Genomic DNA, 25,114 nt, shown 5'->3' with positions numbered 1-25,114 from the left:
CCGCCCCCGCTTCCCGCACCGAAGGAGTTCCGTGAACAGCGACTGGTTCATCTACCAGGGCGTGAGCGAACCGCACGACGGCATCAGCCGACTGCCCCCGCCACCCCCCTGGCGCACGTTCGACGGTGAGCTCGCGGGGTCACCGCCGGCCCCCCCGCTCGACAGCGCCTCCACTCGCCGGCTCGGCACGTCCCGGGGCCGGTTCGCCGTCCGTGGGCCGCTGGACGAACTCGAACTGATCAACGCGGCCCTGTATCTGCGCCGCCCGCTGCTGATCGCCGGCGACCCCGGCACCGGCAAAAGCACGCTCGCCCACTCGATCGCGCACGAGCTGAAACTCGGCCGCGTGCTGCAGTGGCCCATCGTCAGCCGCAGCACGCTGCGCGACGGGCTCTACCAGTACGACGCCATCGGCCGGCTCCAGGAGTCCCAGCTGCCCGGAACCACCGACACCGGCATCGGCCGCTATCTGCGGCTCGGTCCGCTCGGCACCGCGCTCCTGCCCTCAGAGCGGCCCCGCGTGGTGCTGATCGATGAACTCGACAAGGGCGATGTCGACCTGCCCAACGACCTCCTCAACGTGCTGGAGGAGGGGGAGTTCGCCATTCCGGAGCTGGAGCGCGCTCGCCGGGACAACGAAGGCGGGACGGTGTCCGTACTCACCCATGACGGGTTGTCCGCGACGGTCGTGGACGGGCGCGTGCGCTGCCGTGAGTTCCCCGTGGTGGTGATGACCAGCAACGACGAACGCGACTTCCCCGCCCCGCTGCTGCGCCGCTGCATCCACCTCGACATGCGCACCCCGAACGCCGACCGGCTCGCAACGATGGTCCAGGCACACTTCGGCAGCGCGTCCGCGGAGGAGAACGAGGACATCATCGAGCGGTTCCTCTCCGCGTCGCCCGGCGGGCTGCGCGCCGCCGATCAGCTCCTGAACGCGATCTATCTGACGCAGTACAGCGCCCAGGAGGATCCTGTTGGACGCGAGCGCCTCGCGGACCTGCTGATGCGTCCGTTGGGACCTGGCCGGCCATGAGCACGGAGCCGGGAACGCCCGGAGGCGCACGGCCGGGGGAGAGGGGGACACAGCCCCCGGGCCAGGACACCGCACCGGCCCGCCCACCGGTGGAGGAGCTGGTGCGCAGGCTCACCGGCGCGGGCCTGTCCACGGCCCCTGACACGGTCGCGGACGCTCTGTGGCTGGCCAGGTTCGTCACGCCTTCCCCCACGGGGCCCGGAGACGCCGGGACGGACGCGCCGCCCCCCGCGCCCGGGGACGCGCACGCCGCGTCCGCCGACGCCCCGCCGCCCCCGCCCAACCTCGGTGCCGGCCCGGAGGACGAACACCTGGTGCGCGTACGGGCGCAGGCCGGCCAGGCCACCGCCCCGGTCGGCGTCCAGCTGCCGGGCGGCACCGCGTTGCCGGACACCCAGCCGCTGCGCCGCGCCCTTCGCCCGCTCCGGCACTACAGCCCGCCGATGGGGGCGCCCTCCGATCCCGCGCTCGACGAGGACGCCACAGCCGAACTCGCCGCCGAGACCGGCTTCCTGCTGCCCGTATTGGAGAAACGGGAGCGGCCTGCGGCGCGTCTCCAGCTCCTCATGGACGTCTCCACCTCGATGGCGCCCTGGCACCAGCTGCTGCGCGAACTCCGGCGTGCCTGCGGACGTTCGGGCGCCTTCCACGACATCGCCGTGCACTACCTGCACGAACTCCCCGGCACCGGGATGGTCGTGGTCTCCGACTCCCCCCGCCCGGACTCCGTGTCCACCCCGGCCCCCGGACTCCGCGCCACGGGCGGGCGGACGATCGCCCTGGTCCTTTCCGACTGCACGGGCCCGTTCTGGCGCAGCGGCCGCATGCAGCGTGACCTCCACCGGTGGGCGCAGTCCGCACCCGTCGCCGTACTCCAGCCGCTGCCGCAGCGCATGTGGTCACGCACCCACCTGCCGCCGGTCCCGGGCACCCTGCGGCGGCAGGAACGCAGTGCCCGCTGGGACTTCCGCGCCCACCGCCAGGAGCCGCCCGATCCGGCGTCGAACGCACTCGCCGTCCCAGTCCTCGCGCCGACAGCTTCGGCGCTCGGGGCCTGGTCCCGCGTGCTGGCGGGCACTACCCCGGTGGTCAGAGGAGCCGCCGCCTGGGTGCTTCCCCGCCACCTGGCCTCCCGTGCACCGAGGACCACCACGGCCGTGAGCGACCCCGCGCGCCTCCTGCGTGCCTTCTTCACGGCCGCCTCGCCTGACGCCGTCCGGCTCGCGCACTACCTGGCGACCGCCCCCCTCATCCTTCCGGTCATGCGCCTCGTGCAGCGAGTGATGCTGCCCCACACCGGCCCCTCCGAGCTGGCCGAGGTGCTGCTCAGTGGCCTCCTTGTACGCCGTCCCGAGACATCGGCCGACATCGACGACATCTTCTTCGACTTCCGGGATGGTGTGCGGGAGCAACTGCTCCTCAGGGTCGACCGCGGCGAGGCCGCCCTCGTCCTGCGCGAGGTCTCGCACTACGTGGAGCGCCAGTTCGGCCGTGGCACCCGGAACTTCCCGGCGCTCGCAGCGACTTACCTCGACGGCACAACCGGACACATGAGCGATCCAGCGGGAGCGGGCGAGAGGTACGCGCACCCCGCCGAGCAGGCGTTCGCCCGCGCGGCAAGCCAGGTGCTCCGGCGCTTCTACCCGACCGCGAGCGATTCACCCCGCCCTGCGCCGACGGAGTCCGCCGGACCCATCCGGCTGCTCAACGCCGAGTGGTTCGCCCACTTCCGGCGTGCTGACCGCCATCTGCAGCGTTACGACGAGGACGGTGCAGTACGCGATCTGGAGGAGGCCATCCGGCTGCTCCGCGTGCTGCGGGAGAGCCCGTGCGACAACACACGGTCGACGTGGCTACGCGGGCTCCTCTCCAGCACGCTGCTGCGCCGCTGGCGGGCCCTCGGCATGCCGGAGGATCTGACCGAGGCGGTGGAGACGGCCCACGAGGGGGCCCGGCTGCGGGACCTGAACCGCCCGGTCGTGCCTGGCGACTTCGTCACCACCGGCGCCCTGGGGGACGCGCTCGTCGCGTTGGCGGGCGAGCACGACAGGACGGAGGACTGGACGCGGCTCGTCCCCCCGCAGCTGCTGGAGGGCCCACCCGGGCATGCTGGCCCGTCCTGGGCGGTGTACGGGCTGCTGACGCGGGCGGCGGACGCCTACGGAGTCGTGGCGGGCCATCCCGATCAGGAGGCCCACGTGGACCACGCCGAGCGCAGGGCCGCCACGATGGTGCTGGCGGCCGACGCGCTGGCCCGGCTTCCCGCCGGGAATGCGGGGGACAACAACACGCTCGCCGTCGACTACGAAGGCTGTCTCGTCGGCGCTCTGGCCCTGCTCGAACACGGACCAGCCAAGGATGCAGCCCTCCTGGCGACGACCGCGATGAAGCTGGCCCGTCACTTCAACGGGCAGGGCCCGCTCACCCGCGCCGAACGGCCCGATCTAGCGGAGACCCACGCACGCAAGGCCGCCTCGGCGCTGGCCGAGCTGCTGGCAGACCAGACCGAGCGGCTGGGCCCCGACCACCACGACACCCTCGCCACCCTTCGCATGCTCTCCTTCTGGCAGCGGTGGACCAGGGACAGCGACCGGCTGCGCGGGGCTCAGGGCCCGGGCCCGCTCCCCACCCGTCCCCGCGACGACGAGGCCCTTCCGCCCGGACAGCGTTCGGTGGCGGGCTGGCCCGCGCGTTACTACGGCCCCGTCCCGAAGTTCAAGCCGGAGCGGTGGGAGTTCCGCGTCTTCGGCGCCACGGCCTCCGGCGACAAGTACACCTGGAACTTCGAGGAGTTCACCGAGCTGCCGCTGACGACGGTCGTTGCCGACCTGCACTGCGTCTCCGGCAAGACCGTCCCGGACAACGAATGGTCGGGGGTGGCCACCTCGACCCTACTGGCGCTCGCCCCTCCCGCGCCGGACGTCACCCACGTCATGGTCTGGGCCGAATACGGCTACAGCGCCAACCTCCGCCTGCATGAATTCGCCTCCGCCCAGTCGCTCCTGGCGCGGTTCCGCAACCGGGAGGCCCTGACACCGGAGCATGGATTCCCGGTCCGGCTGGTGGTACCCCCGCTATACGGCTGGAAGGGCCCCAAGTGGGTCCGGGCCATCGAGTACATGACGGGTGACCGCCGGGGGTTCTGGGAGGAGCGCGGCTACCACAACATCGGCGAGGTCCGACGCGAGCAGCGCTACAGCTATCAGGAGGAGCCGGGTGAAGGGCCGGTCCTGTAAGGGCGTCTCACCCCACCGTCAGCACCGCGTTCCCCCGCGCTCATCTCCGGTGTGGCTGACGGTATGCCCTGGCCTTGGGTGACCACCTTGAGCCCAGTAGGGGACTACACCAGCACACCGTCGCCCGTGGGCAGGCTCAGTAATTGCGCCTCGTACGAGGCCCCAACGCGACTCGATCGGTGCCCCTCCCTCTGTATTGCCGAACCCGTCGGGTGGTGCCGGAGTGGTGAAATTCGCAGCGTCCGCACCGCAGCTCGACTTGCTGCGCGAGATCGCGTCGGCTTCCGATGCCGTGTATATCCCACCCGCCCGTACACATACCGCTTGGGCTCTGGAGCAGCGCGGGCTGATCAAGAGGTACGGCGAGGCGCCAGGAACCGACGGACTTCTGCCAGCGCGTACGCGATCGACCGCCGCACCGGCTGAAGCGGACAACGGGATGCCCGCCTCCCATCGGGACGGCCTCACGAAGGAAGAGAGCGTCCTCTCCTCCACTTGCCGGCGAAACAGCCGACCGGGCACACCTGACGCACCCTCGGAAACAGCGTCACACGAGCGTCAGGACGGCTTGCCACCCGTCCTGGAGAGAAGGGCAACGCAGCCGTCGTCCCATAGGAAACCGCAGGTCAGACGTACTGCCCGCGTTCCACGTCGTGCATCCTGGAAAACAGGTCGGCCCAACCCGCCCGAAACCTAAGGAACGAGAAGAACCCCAGTTCAGAGGCCCTTCGTGGCGGGTTCGAGAATCGCAACGCACTCCACGTGCGAGGTCATCGAAAGGGTGTCGGCCTGGGCGGCTGGGCACGAAACAGCAGGTCAGGCATCGTTTTTCAACTCGGCCAGGGAGACGTACGGGGCTCGGAGCGTCAAATGAGCGTCACGGCGGTGAATTGGCGACACTGGGGATGATCGCGGCGAGGTCCTACACCGCCGCCATAGCGGCCGCAGTCGTTGACAGCCTGATGCACCCGTACGGAGGACCCCTGCACGCCAGGCGCCTGTAACGCCCCTAGGTTGGCCTTCCCGACCCCGGACCGTCGAGGAGCCGACGTGGTGAAGTACGCGTTGACGGAGCCCCAGGTCGACTTGCTCCGCGAGATCGCGACAGCTTCCAACGCTATGCCCATCCCACCCGCCCGGACCCAGACGTCCTGGGCGTTGGAACAACGGAACTTGATCAAGCGGACCTGGCGCGGCAGCGGACACGTCGCCGTAGTCACTGCGGACGGCCGCTACTACCTCAAGCACGGCAAGCATCCCCGACAGGTCCAGGCCGAGAAGGAACGGCTGAAGGGCGATGCCGCCCAGGCCGCGCGGGCTCCGGCCGACGGAGCCGAGCTCATCTCCCGTCTGCAGTCGGCCTCGGGGAAGATCACGGTATCCGATCCTGCCGCGCAAACCCGGGGCCGATGGCGGGCGGCGTACTACGACGCGCTCCACCATGGGCACGTACCCACAGGACACAAGCTGCGGTGGAGCGGCCGACAGCGCGGCGACTGTGTCTTCGCACTGATTGACGAGGAGGCTGAGAAGGCAGTCCAGCCTCCTCCCGTTCCGGCGGTCGACGTGCCGGAGACCCTCGATCGCCCTCATCGTCTCGTTCGTGCGACGCGCAAGGCTCTCGGCCGATCCCAAAGGGTGGTCGACACCCGGGGCAAGCCGGAAGTCATCCCGCTGTACCTTTCGCGTCCACTCGCCGACCGGGCCCTGCGGATCATGCACGCGCTGTTGACGGAAGCGGAAGGCCGCGGCTACGCGGTCGAGGCCCAGAGCGACCTGAAGCACGACGAAGCCGTACACATGGTCTCGATCGTGATCCGGTGCCGGGCCTTTCCACTCGCTCTCACGGAGCGGACGACCAAGGTCCCGCATGAGCCGACCCCGCAGGAGCTCCGTCAGCAGGAGCGCAATCCCTGGACGCGCCTGCCCAAGTACGACGAAAAGTTCAACGGCCGCCTCGCTCTCGGCGCGCCCTCCGGGAGCTGGTACCAGCACTCGTACTCCTACAGCGACGGTGCCCGGTGGACATTGGAGTCACGGCTGGGACATCTGCTGCGGGATCTCGAACGCATAGCGGCGGAAGCCGACCGACGGGAGCTGGAGAAGGAGCTGCGTGAGGCCAAACAGCGGCGCCGCTGGTACGCGGCCGTCGCGCGGGCTCGCGAGCAGCAGATCGAGCATCACCGGGCGACGGCTCTTACCGGGCAGATTCGGGCCTGGCGGCAGGCCGACGAGATCCGCGCCTTCTGCCAGGCAGCCCGCGCCCGTGCCAGCGACGCACCGGTTGCGGCGGACGAGGCGGATTGGCTGGAATGGGCTGAAGCGTACGCGGTGCAACTCGACCCCCTACAGGAACCCTTGCGCACTCCTGTGGATCCGCCGGCCAGGCGGGAGGTGCTGCGTGAGCTGGCGAAGATCGATGCCTACGCCTACCCGTGGCCGTTCGACACCGACGGCCGCTGGGCGCTTCCCGACGACCGGCCAACCGACCCGCGAACGTGACCCGGCCCCCATCCAACCGGGAAACGACTTCGCCCTGTCCGTGGAGGACAGGGCGAAGGAACGTTCATGCGGCGATGGTGAGCGGGGTTTCCATGCGTTCCCATGCTCCGAGGACAGCCTTGTGCGCGTCCGGCTGGAGGTGGGCGTAGCGCTGGGTGGTCTGGAAGCTCTCGTGGCCGAGGAGGTGCTGGACCTCGTAGAGCGAGACTCCCCTCTGGACCAGCCACGAAGCGCAGGTGTGGCGCATGGAGTGCGGCGGGTAGTGCGGGACGAGCTGCAACTCGCCGTCGTCGCCGAAGTAGTAGGCGGTCTCGACGGCGGGCCACCAGGTCTGCCGACGCCAGTTGCTGTCGGCGAGGAGGCGTCCGGAGCGGCCCTTGGTGATGGTGGTAAAGACCACTGCGTCACGATCGAGCCGGTGGATGTGGCGTTCGAGGGCCTCCAGGGCGTGGGGTGGGAGCGGAACCTCGCGGCGGCTCTTGGAACTCTTGGGGTACTCCTTTATGCCGCTCTTGGTATTGACCTCCACCACGAACAGGCGCGAGCGGCGCGTGTCGATGCGGTGGCGGTGCAGGCCGGAGAGCTCTCCCCAGCGCAGTCCGGTGTAGAAGCCGAGCAGGCACATCGTCCGCCAGGCGGGGGCGAGTCCGTCGAGGATGCTCTGCGCCTGGTCGGGCGTGAACCACTGCGGCGGTTTGACCGCGATGGGCGGCAGATCGATGCTCCGGCACGGGCTCACCGCGATCACATCGTCGTCGACCGCAGCGCGCATGATGGACGACGTCAGGTTGTAGGCCCGCTTGATCGCGGCGGGGCCTGCGCCCTTCTCGACCAGGGACCGGATCCAGCTCTGGACGTCCATGCGGGTGATGGCCCGCATTTCCCAGTCCGCCCAGTAGGGCATGACGTGGTTCTTGATGCTGGACGCGTCACCCCGGAGGGTGTGGGGTTCGACTATGCGGGCGTTCCACCACCGGTCGTGCCACTCCCGGAACGCGATCTCGCCGGCCCGTGGGTCGCGCACGCCTCCGCGGGCGAACTGGGTCTCCAGCTCGATGCCCCAGGCCCGCGCCTGGGCCTTGAGAGGGAAGGACTCGCTGAACCGGTCTCCGGCCCGGTTACGTACGGTCGCCTGCCACTTGCCGGACTTCAATTTACGCAGGTACGCGGTACTACTCCTTTGTTCGGAAGCGGTGAGGGCTGGACTGGGGGCGAGAGATCACCGACGGGGGCGCGGGGAACCAACCAGCCTCCTGGCGATGAACTCCTCCAGCCCGGCAGCAGGGACACGGACGCGGGAGCGTTCCGTCCCGGTGCGCAGGTCGACGACGGGGAGGTCTCCGGCGGCGATGAAGCGGTAGACGGTGCGGCGGTCGACGTCCAGGGCGGCGGCGACAGCGGGAATGGACAGCAAATGGGCAGGCATGCGCGAGTCCTCGGAGTCAGAGAGGGAAGTGCCAAGCAGGCGAATTGATTCAGCCGGGCTGTCGGCGGTCCACGGCGCAGGTCAACCGGCCCTGTCAGGGCACTGGGACCAGATCGCTGAGGGGCGGAGCCATGTAACACGGCCGCGTGAGGCGTGGACCGCCGACGTTCAGGATGTGCTCGACTGTGGTCCTGCGCTCGGATCGTGAGTCGGAGCACGGGACGGGAAACTACCGCTCGGGGATATCCGGAAGGCGCAGAATCTCTTCCAGGTGGCCCCAATCGATCTCGACGTCTTCGAGCCCGAACCGGTGCGGGTACCGCAGCGCAATCCAGCTCGCACTCACACCGGCCCACTCAGCGACACCCCACGCAGGAACGCCCGCCTCGAGCCAGCGGTCCAGACAGGAGTCACGCAGGCTGGAGACCTGCTCCCCCAAGCCCGCCTGCACCTCGCCCGGGCTCAACACCGCTTGGCGAGCCCGCCTCCACGCCCTCTTGTACTCGGAGGACGCCAACGGCCCACCCCGCTCAGCCGGGAACAGCAGATCTTCAAATTCCAGATCCGCCTCGTCGATCCAGCGCCTCAGCACACCCACGATGTCCGGGGAGACAGGGACTCTCCGGCCCTCGCCGGCACGGACCAGCACCTCCCCGAACTCCCCTTCCGGGAGCGTCAATTCGTGCACCCGAACAGAAACTGCTTCACCCGGCGAAAGCGCGGTGCCCGCCATGAAGGCGAGGAAAGGGAAAACAACCCCCGAAGATTCCTCCTGGATCGAGTCCAGTAGAGCGCGAACATGGTCCGCAGAGAGCAAGGACGATTTGCCTATTGCCAGCTTCGACAAGCTACATGACTCCTCACACGAGGCATCGGGACGCATCGGCGTCCCCTGGTCATTCAATGGTCTGGAGAAGCGCCGGTTTGGCCAACCGGCGATCGTCGGCTATGTTGCGCCCGCGACGCACCTCTCGCGGTCTCGGTTGATGCACAGAGAGAGGTCCTACTTTCCCAAGACCGCTCTAGGTTTGCTTCCTTCGCCGGGTTAATCCAGTCCGTACGGGACTCAATGTGTCTGCCGTCGGCGAATCATCACGAAACCACCCACAACTGGACCTCGGCGGCCAGGAAACACGAGAACAGAGCAGGCGCCTTCTAAGCGCTAGCTCCATCCAACAGTTCCACTCCTTGTCACCTCGGCATGCCGAGGGCCACCGGAATGCAAAAGAGAATCGGATGGCTTTCGTCCGCGGCTACATAACTCATCGAAAAAAGCCTCTCGTCGGCGCAGTGGGCGCGGAGGCCAGCTTCGCTGCGGGAGCCGAGGGCCGTCGCGATGTGTTTGGAGGCGTCCGGATTACAAGTGTCCGAAGATGATGAAGCGTGAGTGCTGGGCGCTTTGCGGGCGGCAGCCGTCCACCGCAAGAGACCAGTGAGGCTGCGTTCCGCAGCGAGCGCGGCGGGGGGCGACTCCGGACCAGCCCACGTAGCCGGTGGAGAACCCTGCACGCCGAACGACACGATGTCGGGCCGAGCGAAGCCGCTCGACCGGAAGAGTTGCCGTCGTCCTCATTGAAGACCCGTTGAAGCCGGCCACAAAGGGGGTAGCGAGTCGGCGATACTGGTGCTCAGGTGATCCCTCGGGGCAGGTTGCGAGCGCAGTGCCGGGGGTTGTCACGGTCCGGCAATGACGGCGTTAGCGAAGGAGTCTGCCCAGGTGGCGACCGCTACGGAGCACCCGCAGGGATCAGCAAGCAGTACCGCGAGCGCGGTGGCTCTTCCACCGGTCCCGGAGCCCGGACAGGTCGTCAAGGTCCGGGGCTCCACCTGGGCCGTGTCCGACATCCAGAAGCAGGGCCTTCCCCGCAGCCCCGCCGATGAGGGCACGCCGGGGCTCACTCATGTGGTCAGCCTGCAGTCGCTGGATGAGGACCGGCTCGGGCAAGAACTCACGGTGGTCTGGGAGCTGGAGGTCGGCCATACCGTCGCCCCCAACCAGGGACTTCCGGAGACCGTGCGAGCCGAGGCGTTCGACGACCCGAACACCCTCGCCGCGTTCGTGGACGCGGTCCGCTGGGGTGCGGTCACCTCGGCGGACGCTAACTCCTACCAGGCCCCGTTCCGCAGTGGCGCGAACGTGGAGGCGTACCAGCTGGTGCCGCTGAGCCGCGCTCTGCAGTCGTCGCGTACGAACCTGCTGCTGGCGGACGATGTCGGTCTGGGCAAGACCATCGAGGCCGGCCTCGTCGTGCAGGAGCTGCTGCTGCGGCACCGTGCGCGGTCCGTGGTGATTGTCTGCCCGCCGAGCCTGTCCTTGAAGTGGCAGGACGAGATGCGGGAGAAGTTCGGCCTCGACTTCGTCATCGTCAACAGCGAGCTGATGGCGAAGGTGCGGCGAAGCCACGGGCTGAACGCCAACCCCTTCCGGCTCTTCCCCCGCGTGATCGTGAGCATGGCGTGGCTGCCGTCGCTGCGGGCGCAACGTCTGCTGCGTGACGTGCTGGCGGACGTGCGCAGCGCGGAGACCGCCAGGCGGTACGCGTTCGACGTGCTGGTGGTCGACGAGGCGCACCACGTGGCACCGGCCAGCCCGACGACGGCACCGGGGCAGCGCGGCTACGCGGTGGACAGCAAGCGGACGACGGCGACGATGAAGCTCGCCGAGGCGTGCGAGCACCGTCTGTTCCTGAGCGCGACGCCGCACAACGGCTATTCGGAGTCGTTCACGGCCCTGCTGGAGATGATCGACGGCCGTCGGTTCACCCGCGGTGCGAGCATCGACGAGCGCGCGCTGAAGGAGGTGATGGTGCGGTGGCTGAAGACAGACCTGCCGGAGAAGGGGTTCAAGACCCGGAAGTTGGCGCCCCTCCCGTTCACGCCGTCGGAGGAGGAGCAGCTGCAGTTCGCGAAGCTGGAGCGGCTCCTGGCGGACAGCGCCCGTGCGAACGGCAAGGGGTCGGGTGGTGACATCGTCGCCATGCTGCTGAAGAAGCGTTTCCTGTCCAGCCCGTGGTCGTTCGCCCGCACCCTCGAGCTCTACGAGGGTGCGGACAGCGGCCACCGGCAGTTCCGGCTGGACGACGAGGACGCGTATTACAACGAGGTCCTGGGCAGTGGCCAGTCGGATGAGGAAGAGGGTGCTGCCGAGCATCCCGAGTTCACCGCGCTGCGCCAGTCCAAGGGATCGGATGCTCTGGCCGCAGCCACCGGCAGTGAGATCGCCTCGCTCATCGAGTGGGGTCGCCGGTACGAGTACAAGCCGGACTCCCGGCTGGAAAAGCTGCTGACTTTCCTTGCTGCGGTCTGCCGGCCGGACGGCACGCACTGGAGCAACGAACGCGTCGTGGTGTTCACGGAGTACGCGGCCACCCTCGAATGGATAGAGCGCGTCCTGCGGCAGCGCGGTTACGACGACGTACTGGAGGTCATCCAGGGCTCGACCCCGACCGAGGAGCGGGAGAAGATCCGCGCCCGTTTCACCGAGAGCCCCGACAAGCACCCGGTCCGCATCCTGCTCGCCACCGACTCCGCCGGTGAGGGCATCGACCTGCAGACCCACTGCCACCGTCTGGTCAACTTCGACATCCCCTTCAACCCGTCCCGCCTGGAACAGCGCATCGGCCGCATCGACCGGTACGGGCAGACCGAGCACCCGGAGATCTTCCACTTCGTGCCGGTCTCCAGCTCCACGACGTACGACGCGGACATGAAGTTCATGGGGATCATCGCGACCAAGGTCGGACAGGCCGCCGAGGACCTCGGCAAGGTCAACCAGGTCATCGACGCCGAGGTGCAGGAGCACTTCGTCCCCACTCGCACGTCGCGCAAGGCCCGGTTGACGGCGCCGGACGACGGCAACGAGGTGATCACCCGTGTGCTGGCCGGCGGGATGGAGCTGAACCGTCAGCTCACCCGCATGTCGGAGACGTACGACGAGCACAAGGCCGCCATGCACCTCACGCCCGCGAACGCACGCCGGGTAGTGGACACCGCGCTCACCCTGACCGCCCAGCCCCCGCTCGTCGAGATCGGCGACGACCGCACCGAGGCACAGGTCTTCGAGATCCCGAACCTCGGACGCTCCTGGCAGCCGGCCCTGCGCGGCCTGGACACCCGCCTGGAGCCGGGGGTCCCGCGCCCCATCACCTTCGACGATCAGGCCGCCCAGCAGCGCACCGACCTGGTCCACATCCACCTTGGGCACGCCCTCATGCAGCGCGCCACCCGCACCCTGCGCTCCGCGCTGTTCAGCACGGACTCCCCGGTCAACCGGGTCACCGCCGTCATCGCCCCCGGCCTTCCCGAGTCCTGTGTCGCCGCCGTCTCCCGGCTCGTCCTCGTCGGACGCGGCGGGCTGCGCCTGCACGAAGAGGTGTTCCTCACCGGCGTCCGGCTACGCGGTCAGGCCCTTGCCGAGTCCAAGGTCGAACAGGTCCTCGACGAGACCCTCGACTCCGCGGACCTGCTCCTGGCCGACGAGAAGGTGCGTACTCACCTCGCCGACCAGTGGAACGATGACGGCTCCCGGCTGCGTACGCGCCTCCTGACCGCGATGGAACGCAAGAGCGCCAGCCGCCAGGAGAAGGTCACCGAGGCACTCACGCAGCGTCGGGACTCCGACATCAAGCGGGCCCACGAGATCTTCGAAGCCTTCCGGGTCAACCTGCGCGACTCCCGAGACCGCCTCGAGCAGGCCATCCGTGCCGAGGAAGAACTGCTGTTCACCGACGACCAGCAGAAGCAGCGACGCCGGGACCTGCACCACATGAACGAGCGCCTCGACAGTCTGGACGACGAGGAGGCACGCGAGATCGCCTCGATCCAGGAGCGCTACAGCGACATCAGGCCGTACGTGTCCGCCGCCGCGGTCGTGTTCGCCCTCACCCCCGAAGACGCGAAGAACGGAATGGTCCAGGCATGAGCCGTCGCAACCTCCCGACCGCCGCCGGCCTGCACCGCGCCTGGCTCGAACTCGTCGACGCGGATGGCCCCTTCCTCGCCGTCCCCGCCCTGGAACGCGTCTACCCGCAGGGGATCCCCCAGCCCGACTCCCGGGCCCTCGACGCCATCAAGGACGCCAAGCCCGCCTTCGAGAAGGCGTGGGAGAACTGGGACGAGCACCCGGGCGACGAAGCCGCCCTCGACCTGTACCGCGAGGCCCGCGACACCTGGGTCGACCTCGTCCTGCGCCAGGGGCTGCGCTGGAGTACCGCCTACACCGCGCCGGCCCCGGCCACCGCCGAGGTCCGCTCACCCGATTACACGGTCACTGTGCGCGCTGACGGCGCCCTCGTCCACGGCGACACCACCGGCGCCCTCGTCCTGGTCACCGATCCCACGGGCTCTCTTCGCGATCCGCTCACCGACGGCTGGTCGGCCAGCCCCATCGACCGCATGGAGGAGCTGCTGCGCGCCTCCGGCGTCCCCATCGGCGTCGTCACCGACGGCCGCTGGTGGGCGATCGTCAGCGCCCGCCCGCAGACCATGGTCGCCTCCGGCATCGTCGATGCCCAGACCTGGATCGAAGAGCCCCAGACCCGCAATGCCTTCATCGAGCTCCTGCAGCGCCGCCGCCTGGTCGGAGGCAAGCAGCAGGACCGGCTGACCGAGCTCTTCGGCGAGTCCGTCACTGCTGCGGAGAAGATCACTGAAGCGCTCGGCACCCAGGTCCGCCGCGCCGTCGAACTCATCGTCCAGGCCCTGTCCGAAGGCGCCCTGGACGCACAGCGACGCGGCGAGCCCGACCCGCTGCCGGCGGCAAGAGGCGAGGTCTACGAGGCTGCCGTCACCGTCATGATGCGCGTTGTCTTCCTCCTCTTCGCTGAAGAACGCGGACTGCTGCCGCAGAGCCGCCTCTTCGCGATGGGATACGGCATCAGCGACGAACTCGACCTCCTCGACGCCCGCGAGAAAGAGGAAGGCGAACAGGCCCTCGACGCCACGTTTCTGACCTGGCACCGGCTCCTGGCCACCTCCCAGGCCCTGTACCGGGGCGCGAGCTTCGAGGACCTGCGCCTGCCCGAGTACGGCGGCTCCCTCTTTGATCCGGCCCGCTTCCCCTTCCTCACCGCCTGCGACTCCCAGGACACCCTGGCCATCACGGTCAGCGACCGCGTCATGCTCGAAGTCCTGCGCGCCGTCCAGATCGCCCAGCTGACCGGCGGAGCACGCCGGATCTCTTTCCGCGATATCGACGTCGAACAGATCGGCTACATCTACGAGGGTCTGCTCGGCTACTCCTGCGAACCCGCCGATGAGATCACCGTCGGTCTCACCGGCAGCGCGGGATCCGAACCCGAGATCCCCCTCACCACCCTCGAAGAACTCAGCCAGGCCAAGCGCACCGAGACCGCTCTGGCCGACGCGATCCTCGCCTGGATCAAGCAGCACCAGCCAGCCGCGAAGCCGTCCAGCAAGGCCGCCCTCACCAAGGCTCTGAAGGCGGGCGAGACGCTGGATGACATCGAGATCGCCCTGCGCGATGTCACCGACGACCCGGACCTGCGCGACCGGCTGCGCCCGTTCATCGGAATCATCCGCCGCGACCTGCGCAACCGGCCGCTGGTGGTCGAGCCCGGCGGCGTTCTCCTGGTGGAGACCCCCTCGCGCGCCTCGGCCGGTGCGCACTACACGCCCCGCTCGCTGGCCGAGGAAGTTGTCCGGTACGCACTGGAACCTCTGGTCTACTCGCCCGGACCACACCAGACCGCAGACCAGGACGCGTGGCGGCCCATCGACTCCGACCAGATCCTCGACCTGCGCATCGCCGACATCGCCTGCGGCTCGGGCGCCTTCCTGGTTGCCGCGGCGCGCTACCTCGCCGACCGGCTCGTCGAAGCATGGCAGCGCGAGGGTGTGGCGTACGGAAGGACACCGCACGACCTGCTCGTCCACGCCATAAGGACCGTCGTCGCAACCTGCCTGTACGGCGCCGACATCAACGGCATGGCCGTGGAGATGTGCAAGCTGTCGCTCTGGCTGGTGTCGCTGGACCCGAAGCTCCCCTTCTCCTTCGTCGACGACAAGGTGCTCCACGGCAACGCGCTCCTCGGTCTGACTGACGCCCAGCAGCTGCGGGACCTCCACATCCACATCGACGCAGTCCGCGATCAGATCAGTCTCTTCGATATCGATATCGACGGTACTCTCGACCGCGCTGCCCGGCTGCGCCGTCAGCTCGCCACCGAGGTTAACGACAGCGACCCGCAACGCTCCGCGGCCACCAAGCGACGGCAATGGCGCGAGTACCAGAGAATCACCGCCCAGCTCGCTGATGTGGCCGACGCCGTGATTGCTGCTGGTCTCCGTTGGGGAGGCAAGCCCGGCAAGCAGATGCGAGAGGCATACGAGAACCTGCACATCGCCGTTGAACTTGCCTACCCCGTCGAAGGCGAGGAATCCAATAGGGTCATGCTTGACGGAATTTTGGAAGCAGGACTCGCGCCGGCGGTCGCTACAGATTACATGCGGTGGAAGCCCCTGCACTGGATTCTTGCGGTACCGGACATTATGGAGCGTGGAGGGTTCGATGCCATCGTCGGTAACCCCCCATTTCTTGGCGAGTACAAAATCCCAAAGGCGATGGGGTCTAATGTCCGGTCCTGGTTGGTCGAGATCCTTGCTTTCGGGAGGAAGGGTAAGGCTGACCTTGTTGCATATTTCTTCCTTCGGGCAATGATGCTAGTCAAGGACCGCGGTACTCTCGGGCTCATCGCTACTAGTTCCGTTGGGGAAGGTCAAACGCGCGAAGTCGGCTTGGACCAGATGGCTCGAAAAGGTTTCACGATCAGTCGAGCCATCCAGAGTAAGTCGTGGCCTACCTCGAATGCCGACCTCGAGTATGCCGCAGTATGGGGAATTCGCGGAGAGATTCCGCAGGATGTTCCGCGGATTGTTGACGAAATTGAAGCGAAGAGAATTTCCACGGTCCTTGAACCCATGGGGAGCGTGGACGATTACCGAGTAAGGCTGACAGTCAATCGAGGTATTGCATTTAAGGGCTGCGAGCCGTACGGTGGAGGATTTATTGTTTCCCCGGAGCAGGCTTTGGAATGGATTGCCGTCGACGCGGAGAATGCGCGCGTGCTCAAGCCGTTCCTTGGGGGAGATGACCTCAATGCCCGGCCTGACGGCAAGCCCTCCCGGTGGGCAATTGACTTCACGGGGCTTTCCGAAGAGGAGGCTCAGGCGTTCGCCTTGCCCTATGCACACGTGCTGGAGCGCGTGAAACCTGATCGCGCCAAAAAGGCCAAGGCGGTGCGAGAGGCACCCTGGTGGCTGTTTCACCGGCCTCGCCCTGCTTTGCGTGCGGCGATCTCCTCGCTGAAGGAAATGCTTGCTATCACGCGGCATAGTAAAACTGCGCTACCCATGCGCATCCCGACCGCCTGGTTGCCCAGCGATGCAACCATCGCTTTTGCTACGGATTCCTTCGGGGATCAGGCGGTACTGTCGTCAAGTCTTCATCAGGTCTGGGCTATTAGATTTGGCTCGGGGATGCGTAATGATCCTCGCTATACCCCGTCTTCCGTGTTCGAGACCTTCCCTTTTCCGCAAGAGAATGGACGAATGCCTGAAGCTGGAAGGGCACTTGAGCTTGATCGGCGGGAAATCATGACTCGCCGTGGACTTGGTCTGACGGACCTCTATAGCTTGGTCAATAATCGCGCCATTACTGATTCCGCCGATTCTGATGTGGCGAAGATCCGCGCGATCCACGTGGAACTCGATCGGGCCGTAATGGCTGCCTACGGATGGGACAGCGTCCCCCTGGATCACGGCTTCCATACCTACCGTCAGATGGAGCGTTGGACGGTGAGCCCTGCCGCCCGGGTGCAGATCCTCGACCTCCTCCTCGAAGAGAATCATCGTCGCGCTGCCCTGCAAGGCGTTGTCAGTCCCGCCGGTAACAATGAGGACATCGACGAGGATGAGGAGGACGACTAGTGACTACCCACGGCGCCCGGCCGGCCGCGACACCTGGCGTCCTCCCGGCCCCGGCCTATCGGCTTGCCCTCGACCCCGACGACCGTTCGTGGACCGCCCGCGAGAACTTGGTCGACATCCTGGAGCGCGAACTCCTCGGCCCGGCAAACGGCCCGGACGAGATCCTCGACGGTGTCCCCGACTCGGCGTACCTGATCGGCCGGATCGCGCCCGTGCGTCTCACCGCCGGCCAGGACGACCCCGGCGAGGCGGGGTCGGACGACGCCGCGACCGACGTGGGCGACGCTGTGGATGCGGCCGAGAGCCGTGGCGTGCCGCTCACCGCCGTTGACGACAGCAGCGCGAGTTCGGATGAGGACGAGGTCGAGGACCAGCCGCAGAAGCGCGGGCTGATGATCCCGGCGTCGATGGGGCTGCGCTTCCAGTTCCCTGACGATCTGGACGAGTTCACGGTGACCGCCTCGTGGGGCACGTACGAGGCGGTGAAGGAGAAGCGTGGCGAGGGCACCGAAGGCGGCGGGGGCGAGGGGGCGGCATCCGCTCCGGTGCTCCGTCGTTTCCAGCGCACCCCGCACGCCATCGCGAAGGCGATCAAGGTTGCCGACCTGAGGCCGTCCCGTACGACCGAGATCGTACTCAAGGACAAGGTCCTGCTTCGGGTGGATCGTTACGACGACTCCGAGCGTGGCTGCCGGCTGATCGAGGTGGCGTTGTGCAATGACCGGGAGACGCCTCGCAAGATCCCAGTCGAGGCGTGGCTGTACCAGACCAAGCTGTCGGTGTCGGCCAGTGGCGCTGAGGTGTTCCTGCCGGTCAATGACGTACTTCTGGACACGCGCGAGGAGCCGGACGACGAGCTGCGGCGGCTGCGGCTTCAGTACCGCAACCGTTTGGAGTTCGCCCATGGTCGGACCTGCTCGGTGGACTGGGAGGTAGCCGAGGGAGCGCGCCGGGCCAGTGAGGTCTGGACGACGTGGCTGCCGGTGACTGAGACGCCGCAGACGGCCGCTGAGGAGACCGGCGCGGCCCTGCTGGACATGCGCAAGCTCCAGGAGGCGTCGACCGACGAGCTGCGTACGGGTCTTGAGCCGATCGTCGCGGGTTACACGGCCTGGCTGGACGGCGAGGAGCGGCGGGCCAAGGCTCTTCCGGAGCATCTGCGGTCCGAGGGTCTGGACGCGGTCACCGAGGCGCGCCGGGTGCAACGCCAGCTTGAGGAGGGTCTGAAGCATCTCCTCGGGGACGAGGAGGCGTTGCGCTGCTTCCGGTTCATGAACCGGGTGATGGCCGATCAGCGTGTGCAGTCCCAGGTCGCAGAGCGGCGGGCGAGCCGGCCGGAGGAGAGCATCGACGAGGCTCGCGAGGCGATCCTCGAGGACAAGAAGGAACGGGCGCATTCGTGGCGTACCTTCCAGCTCGCGTTCGTGCTCATGCAGTTGCCGTTGCTGTCCGATCCGGCGGCGGAGAAGCGGTCGGGGGATCTGGCCAAGGCGCAGCTGCTGTTCTTCCCGACCGGTGGTGGTAAGACGGAGGCGTATCTGGGTCTGGCCGCGTACACGTTCGCGATCCGTCGCCGCCAGGGTGTCGTGGATGCCTTCGACGGTCCGCTGGACGGGCGGTCCGGAGTGGCCGTCCTCATGCGGTACACGCTGCGCCTGCTCACCGCCCAGCAGTTCCAGCGCGCCACCGCCCTGGTGTGCGCGGCGGAGCTGGCGCGACGCGATGATGTGGCGACGTGGGGGGACGAGCCGTTCCGGATCGGCCTGTGGGTCGGCACCGACGTAAGTCCGAAACGGTACGACGAGGCCGCCGAGCAGTTGCAGAAGGCCCATGGGGGCCGTGGCTATCGGCTGACGGTGCTGCAGATCCAGCGCTGCCCGTGGTGCGGGACGCGGGTCGAGGCGCGCGATGTGCGCACGGAGCCCGCGCTGCGCCGGGTGTACGTGTACTGCGGGGACGAGCTGGCCGACTGTCCGTTCGCCGACGGCGGTGAGGTCCCGGACGGGCTGCCGGTGCTCACGGTGGACGAGGAGATCTACCGGCTCGCGCCGGCGTTCGTCATCGCCACTGTGGACAAGTTCGCCCGCCTGGCGCGGGAGGGCGAGGCCGCCTCGCTGTTCGGGCACGTCTCGCGGCGCTGTGAACGGCACGGATTCGTGCATCCCGACTATCAGCAGTGCGACATCAAGGACGGCAGCAAGCATCCCAAGAAGGACAGCTGGCCGGCGGCCCCCATTCACCCAGCCATGCGGCTGCGGCCACCGGATCTGGTCATCCAGGACGAGCTGCACCTGATCACTGGGGCACTCGGCACGACGGTGGGCCTGTTCGAGGTGGCCATCGACGTGATGACCGACTGGCGGACCAAGGACGGGCGCCCGGTGCGTCCGCTGCTCGTCGCCTCCACAGCCACCGCCCGTAACGCGTCGGAGCAGGTGCGTGCGCTGTACGGGCGTGACGTCACCATCTTCCCGCCACAGGTCCTGGACGCCGGCAACACGTACTTCTCCAAGGAGATCCCGGTCTCCGAGAAGCACCCGGGGCGCCGGTACATCGGGATCAGCACGACCGGGGTGCGCCTGACCACGGCGGAGATCCGGGTCGCCGAGGTGCTCCTGGCCGGCGGACAGCTGCTCCTCGACCGCTCCGGCCGCGTGGCCGACCCGTACATGAGCCTGGTCGGCTACTTCAGCGCCACCCGCGAACTCGCTGGCATGGCACGGTACATGAGCGACGACATCCAGACCGCGCTCGCCAAGGGCCGCCCCTGGTCGAAGCTCCCCCGCCGCACCGGCACCGACTACGGTTCGCTGCACGTCGCCGAGCTGACCTCGCGCGTGGCCAGCGCGGACATCACCGCGACCCTGGACCAGATGGCGACGGCGTTTAACCCGGGCTTCGACTCCACCGCGGGCAAGCGGAACCGGCGCGCGCTGCGGGAGGCGAAGAAGCCGGAGCCCACGCGTGAGGTCAATCCGTACGACGTAGTTCTGGCCACCTCCATGCTCCAGGTGGGCGTGGACGTGACCCGCCTCGGCCTGATGCTCGTGGTGGGGCAGCCGAAGAACACCGCGGAGTACATCCAGGCGTCCTCCCGTGTGGGCCGAACGGCGGACCGGCCGGGCCTGGTAGTCGCGCTCGGGAACTGGGCGCGGCCGAGGGACCTCGCCCATTTCGAGCAGTTCCGCCACTACCACGAGACGTTCTACGCCCAGGTGGAGGCGCTGTCGGTGACTCCGTTCTCGGTGACCTCGCTGGAGCGCGGCCTCGACGGCGTGCTGGTCAGCGCCGCCCGTGTCCTGCAGGCGGCCAAGGCTGGCCCGGGGCTGTCCCCGGAGGACGGGGCGGCCCGTATCGAGGCCGAGCAGCACTTCGCGGGCGAACTCGTCGACGCCCTCGTGCGTCGCGTCGCGCGGGCCGGCGACGAGGATGCCGCCACCCGCGCCCGCCTGCGCCTGGAGAACCGGCTCGACCAATGGGGCAAGCGACGCAAGAGCCTCATGGAGGACCGTAAGTCGTTGGTGTACGAGAGGGTCCTGGACGACGGCCGGCACGACGCACTGATGATGAGCGCGGAGAACGCCAAGGCAGGCATCGACACCCGAGACGCCGCGCCGTTCATCGTGGCGAACTCGATGCGCGAGGTGCAGCCCGAGATCAATCTTCTGGTGAGCCCGATCAAGGAGCGACTGGTGTACCGCGCACCCGACCATGCCCCTCAGTGGAAGATGCCGGAGGACAACTCGTGAGTGACGAGACGCGCTTCGTCTACGACGTCGCCCACGCCGTCGACCCACTGGGCGACCTGGAGCAGGAGGCGGACAAGGCCACCAAGCACAACCGTGCCAAGGTCGGATCGGCCCGCCCCTCCTCCCTGCTCTACACCTACGGTCCCGGCGCGATCATGGACTTGCCGCAGTTCACGATCATGCCGACCGGTCTGGACGACTGGGACCGCATCTGGCGACGCCGCGAGTCCGCGCCCCCGCAGATCCACGCCCCGCGCCTGCGTGACGTGGTCCGGATGATGCTTCGTTCGCCCGACGTACAGCTGCGGCCGTATCCCTGGCAGCCGAAGAAGTACAGCCGGTCTGCCGAAGGCAACGACCTCGGAGTCCCATCCCGGGTCTTCCCGCAGTGGCTGCGGTGCACGGGCTGCGACATGCTCGGACTGCTCGCCCAGTTCGACTACCGCAACACGCACCCCTTCCGCACCGACCTGGCGGTCTTCGAGCACGCCAAGTGCACGGGCCGGGCAGGGTCCGGCACCCGCAAGGCGATGCGCCGCACCGCCATCCCGGCCCGGTATCTGCTGGCCTGCGTCGACGGGCACCTGGACGAGTTTCCGTACGACCTGTGGGTGCACCGCGGGCAGCGGTGCAGCAAGGCGGAACTGCCCGCGCTGAAGATGGTCGACCGGACCGCCGGCAAGGGTGCCTCGGCCGTCATCCACTGCGCCTCCTGCGACATGCGGCGCCCCATGAACGAGGCCCAGGGCGAGGCCGGCAGGGAGAAACTCCCGCAGTGCCGAGGCCGCCACCCTCACTTGGACGCCTTCGAGCCCAAGGGCTGCCGCAACGAGACCCGCCTGATGCTCGTCGGCGCCTCCAACTTGTGGTTCCCGGCCACCCAGTCGATCATCGTGATGCCGGAGTCCCAGGAGGAGAAGGCCAGCGACCTGGCCGACCGGGTCCGCACCGCCCTCGGCGACAAGCTCGCCAAGTACCGCCACAACCTGGAAATGATCCGGGATCTTCTCGACGACCGCGTCGACGTCACCGCCATGCCCGACCACGACCTGGAACAGGTCCTTCAGGCGGCCTCCGCTCCCACGGACAGTCCGGAGGAGCAGGAGGAGAAGCTCCGCGACTGGGACCCGGTCGACCTCTTGGTCCCCGAATGGCGATACCTGCTACGCGACATCGTCGGCACCCGCGTCGAGGACCCCAAGAGCGGACTCACCCTCTCCACCCGTGATCGGGGCGACGCCCTGCAACCAGAGATCACCCGCGTACTTGCGGTCGAACGCCTCCGCAAGGTGAACGCCCTGGTCGGCTTCACCCGCATCGACGACATGGACCGCGTCGGCGACCTCCCGCGCCGCCTGGCCCCACTGACGCGCACGTCCCGGCCGAACTGGACGGTGGCCACGGAGGACCGAGGCGAAGGCATCTTCCTCCAGCTCGACGAGAACGCCGTCGCCGCGTGGGAGAAGCACGTCCTGGACACTGACCTGTGGGAGCTCCACCGCAAGGCACACGAGAGAAATTTTCGGCGCCGTTTCTCCGAGACCGCCGACCAGGTCCACCCCGACACCCGACTGAAGCCTCCGCGCTACTGGCTCGTTCACACCCTCGCCCACATCCTCATCCGCGAACTCGCCCTGACCTGCGGATATTCGGCCGCCAGCCTTAGCGAACGCCTCTACGCCTGGCCCGCGACCGAAGGCCGCGACCCCGCGGCCGGCCTTCTCATCTGCACCACCGCGTCAGACAGCGACGGCACCCTCGGCGGCCTCGTCCAGCTCAGCGAGCCCACGCGCCTCCAACAGGTCGTCGGCAGTGCGCTGCGCAAGGCCGCACGCTGCTCATCCGATCCCATCTGCTCCAAGCGCACCCCCCAGGACCCCGAGGACTTCCTCCACGGCGCCGCCTGCCATTGCTGCGTCATGGCCTCGGAGACCTCCTGCGAGCGCGCCAACCGCTTCCTCGACCGCCGCTTCCTCCTCGACCTGCCCGGCAGCGACCTCGGCTTCTTCCAGACTCATGAGTGACGCGGACGCGCCACGCCAGCTCGGCCGGATCCTGACCGGAACCGAGGCCAAGGACATAGCGGACCGCCTGGCCGACGGCGACACCTTGACCACTGCCCTCAAGGTCGTCGCGGTCGGCCAACGGGCGGAAGTCCGGAGGCTGCTGGAAGCCATCGGTGGCGGTCCCGGAGCAGTACCCCAACAGATCCTGGTCCTGAGGGCGATCGAGGGGGCACGGGCGCTTCCGGCCACGCTGTCACCGCTGTGGACCATGCCCGGACACCTCGCCCAGAGCGGACCGCTCACCACCTCGGTCACCCGCCTCGTCGGCAGCGCCCGCCAGGCGATCACCTGCTCGACCTTCAACTTCCAGCGCAGCTCCGCACTCTGGACGTCACTGCGGACGGCCGCACAGCGCGACGGCGTCGCCGTCCGCGTCTACATGGACACCCAGGCCGCCGACGGCAGCGAACAGCGCTGGACGCCATCAACCAGCGAGGTAGCCGCGCACTTGGCCCCCGCAGAGGTCTGGAGCACCAAGGAATTCGACGGCGTCTACGTCCGCAACCACGCCAAGTTCCTCGCCATCGACCACCACCTCCTCCTGGTCACCAGCGCGAATTTCTCCTGGAGCGCCGAGAACAACAACGTCGAGTTCGGCGTCCTCATCGACAACCCGAACCTCACCGAAGCCGTCGAGCGCGAGCTGCGGGAGGCGGAGGATTCCCTGTACGAACGCGTGTAACGTCGGCTCCCCGCCTGCCGGCCCAGGTGCTCGCCGAATCAGCCTGGGCCGCGACGCCTGGCGGGGAGCGCCCTCAGGACCGTCGCCCAGGGCGGGCTCGCCTCCGCCGGTGGGTGTTGAGGACGGTTGCGACGAAGACTTCATCGCGGTTCCCTGGGTGCGTGCCCCAGCCGGCATGGAAGATCGACACGACGAAACTGGCCAAGATGCGGAAGGAGCGCGGCTTGTCCCCAGAGGACGTGGCAGACCGGATGGGGGTGTCTGCCCGTTGATCCACTACTACGAGGCAGGCGTGCATTCGCCCTCGGTGTCTGACCTGGGGGATCTGGCCTTGGTCTTGGAATACGCCCCGGACGACTTGATCGCCAGCCCACGCGGAGAAGTGTCCCTGGTTGACCTTCGGTACGCGGCCGGCCTCACAGCAGCTAGCGTGGCAGCCCGGCTACGGAGAGACCCGACGGGCCACGGACAACTCATCGACCACCGCAAGATCCGGGACCTGGAGGAGGGGAGGAAGGTGGCAGGGAAGATGCTGCGGCGCCCGAAAGCCTCGGGGCTGTTGACCGGCGCCCTGGCCCGGACGTACGGAGTCCTTCCCCGGGTTCTGATGGACGCGTGATGCAGAGCCGACCTGATGACGTCCCTCCGAAGCCCTCTTCCAAGGGCAGGACACACCCATCCGTACGGGCAGCGGAGATCTGGGAGGGCCTCAATGACCGGCAGCGCATCTATCTGACGGCCTGCTACCAGGAGGACCAGGAAGCTGAGCGTCAGGTGACGGCTGCACGGGCGGCCGCTTCGGGAAAGCGGATTCCTGCGGCGGAGTGGAGAAAAGTCCCGTTCACGATCAAAGCCGACCCGGAGTTCACGGGGTACACGGCCCTTCAGGACCGCCTACGGGTGCTGGGCGAACACGACGCCGGCGCCGGCCAGACATTCAAGGCTCTCGCCACGCGCGGACTTGTCATGCTCTCGGAGGACCAGGTCGAAGTGTTTCCCCTGGGCTTCGTTCCACGGGTCCTGGTGGAACTCACCCGCTTGGGCCGAGCCTGCGCGCGAGCTGGCCTCGGTGAAGCACTTCCGCCACGGCGGCCGGCGCACCTGCTTTCAGAGTGGCTGTGGTCCAGCCTGATGAAAGTGGCTTCTGCCGAACCGGATGGCCTATCAGAAGATGATATGTGGGGGAGGTCGAGGTTCTACCTGGGAACGGGATACCGACCGAACGGGCCTCGAGGAGCAGGCAGCCGCGGCCTGATCGACGAGTTTCCGGTGACCGAAGGGGAAGGCGAGGAGGCGTTCGTGAGGGAGTACCGGTGGCGCCTGACTGACGCCGGACGCCAGCACATCACCCAATACCGGGACGCCTATCGAGACATGTACCCAAACGTCCCCATCGTGGAGCTTGCGTAAGAGGCTTCCGCACACTTCATCACCCGAACTGATGAATTACCACTCAGATCGCTGCGGGACA

The 25,114-nt window shown here is 67.9% G+C and carries 13 protein-coding genes and 1 pseudogene; 11 read left to right on the top strand and 3 right to left on the bottom strand.

Annotation, left to right across the window (positions count from 1 at the left end; genetic code table 11):
- Window positions 1–31 precede the first annotated feature (31 nt).
- The 4 genes and pseudogenes from LK06_RS25605 (at window position 32) to LK06_RS25595 (ending at window position 6,774) form a co-directional block, all read left to right on the top strand.
- Entirely contained in the window at window positions 32–1,036 is a 1,005-nt protein-coding gene (locus LK06_RS25605) for a MoxR family ATPase (protein WP_043434927.1), read from the top strand.
- A pseudogene (locus tag LK06_RS34940) lies at window positions 1,033–2,517 on the top strand (SAV_2336 N-terminal domain-related protein); the annotation flags it as partial. The gene LK06_RS25605 and the pseudogene LK06_RS34940, both read left to right, overlap by 4 nt.
- 1,071 nt (window positions 2,518–3,588) lie before the next feature.
- Window positions 3,589–4,272, top strand: a complete 684-nt coding sequence (locus LK06_RS25600) for a molybdopterin-dependent oxidoreductase (RefSeq protein ID WP_078859022.1) — start codon at window positions 3,589–3,591, stop codon at window positions 4,270–4,272.
- Between the two features lie 1,050 nt (window positions 4,273–5,322).
- Complete coding sequence (locus LK06_RS25595; protein WP_234367502.1) at window positions 5,323–6,774, top strand: hypothetical protein; 1,452 nt, start codon at window positions 5,323–5,325, stop codon at window positions 6,772–6,774.
- Window positions 6,775–6,838: 64 nt separating this feature from the next.
- On the opposite strand, the gene LK06_RS25590 is transcribed toward LK06_RS25595, so the two are convergent.
- The 3 genes from LK06_RS25590 to LK06_RS25580 all read right to left on the bottom strand — a co-directional run bounded on the left by LK06_RS25590 (window position 6,839) and on the right by LK06_RS25580 (window position 9,047).
- The gene (locus tag LK06_RS25590; protein WP_043434925.1) at window positions 6,839–7,927 is read right to left on the bottom strand and encodes a tyrosine-type recombinase/integrase; all 1,089 of its coding nucleotides are present in this window, start codon (window positions 7,925–7,927) and stop codon (window positions 6,839–6,841) included.
- A 66-nt stretch (window positions 7,928–7,993) separates the two neighbouring features.
- Window positions 7,994–8,200, bottom strand: a complete 207-nt coding sequence (locus LK06_RS25585) for a helix-turn-helix domain-containing protein (protein ID WP_043434922.1) — start codon at window positions 8,198–8,200, stop codon at window positions 7,994–7,996.
- A gap of 229 nt (window positions 8,201–8,429) precedes the next feature.
- Window positions 8,430–9,047 (bottom strand): tyrosine-type recombinase/integrase, encoded by a 618-nt coding sequence (locus LK06_RS25580; RefSeq protein ID WP_052319025.1) that lies wholly within the window; start codon window positions 9,045–9,047, stop codon window positions 8,430–8,432.
- 924 nt (window positions 9,048–9,971) lie between these two features.
- On the opposite strand from LK06_RS25580, the gene drmD reads away from it, so the two are divergent.
- The 7 genes from drmD to LK06_RS33430 all read left to right on the top strand — a co-directional run bounded on the left by drmD (window position 9,972) and on the right by LK06_RS33430 (window position 25,053).
- Window positions 9,972–13,121 (top strand): DISARM system SNF2-like helicase DrmD, encoded by a 3,150-nt coding sequence (gene drmD, locus LK06_RS25575; RefSeq protein ID WP_234367501.1) that lies wholly within the window; start codon window positions 9,972–9,974, stop codon window positions 13,119–13,121.
- On the top strand, window positions 13,118–17,146 hold the full coding sequence (locus LK06_RS25570) for an Eco57I restriction-modification methylase domain-containing protein (RefSeq protein WP_043434915.1): 4,029 nt from the start codon (window positions 13,118–13,120) through the stop codon (window positions 17,144–17,146). Before drmD ends, LK06_RS25570 begins: the two co-directional genes overlap by 4 nt.
- A complete protein-coding gene (gene drmA / locus LK06_RS25565; protein WP_043434912.1) occupies window positions 17,146–20,895 on the top strand; it encodes a DISARM system helicase DrmA in 3,750 nt (1,249 codons plus the stop codon). Before LK06_RS25570 ends, drmA begins: the two co-directional genes overlap by 1 nt.
- Window positions 20,892–22,919, top strand: coding sequence for a DUF1998 domain-containing protein (drmB, locus tag LK06_RS25560; RefSeq protein WP_043434909.1), 2,028 nt, complete (start codon window positions 20,892–20,894; stop codon window positions 22,917–22,919). Before drmA ends, drmB begins: the two co-directional genes overlap by 4 nt.
- Window positions 22,912–23,643 (top strand): DISARM system phospholipase D-like protein DrmC, encoded by a 732-nt coding sequence (gene drmC, locus LK06_RS25555; RefSeq protein ID WP_043434906.1) that lies wholly within the window; start codon window positions 22,912–22,914, stop codon window positions 23,641–23,643. Before drmB ends, drmC begins: the two co-directional genes overlap by 8 nt.
- A 268-nt stretch (window positions 23,644–23,911) precedes the next feature.
- Complete coding sequence (locus LK06_RS25550) at window positions 23,912–24,262, top strand: hypothetical protein (RefSeq protein WP_052319024.1); 351 nt, start codon at window positions 23,912–23,914, stop codon at window positions 24,260–24,262.
- Complete coding sequence (locus LK06_RS33430; protein ID WP_159025338.1) at window positions 24,259–25,053, top strand: hypothetical protein; 795 nt, start codon at window positions 24,259–24,261, stop codon at window positions 25,051–25,053. The genes LK06_RS25550 and LK06_RS33430 overlap by 4 nt, the downstream gene beginning before the upstream one ends.
- The last annotated feature ends 61 nt before the right edge of the window (window positions 25,054–25,114 follow it).

The sequence above is a fragment of the Streptomyces pluripotens genome (assembly GCF_000802245.2).
In the GTDB taxonomy this organism is placed as follows: Bacteria; Actinomycetota; Actinomycetes; order Streptomycetales; family Streptomycetaceae; genus Streptomyces; species Streptomyces pluripotens.
This window is presented reverse-complemented; position numbering and strand designations above follow the sequence as displayed.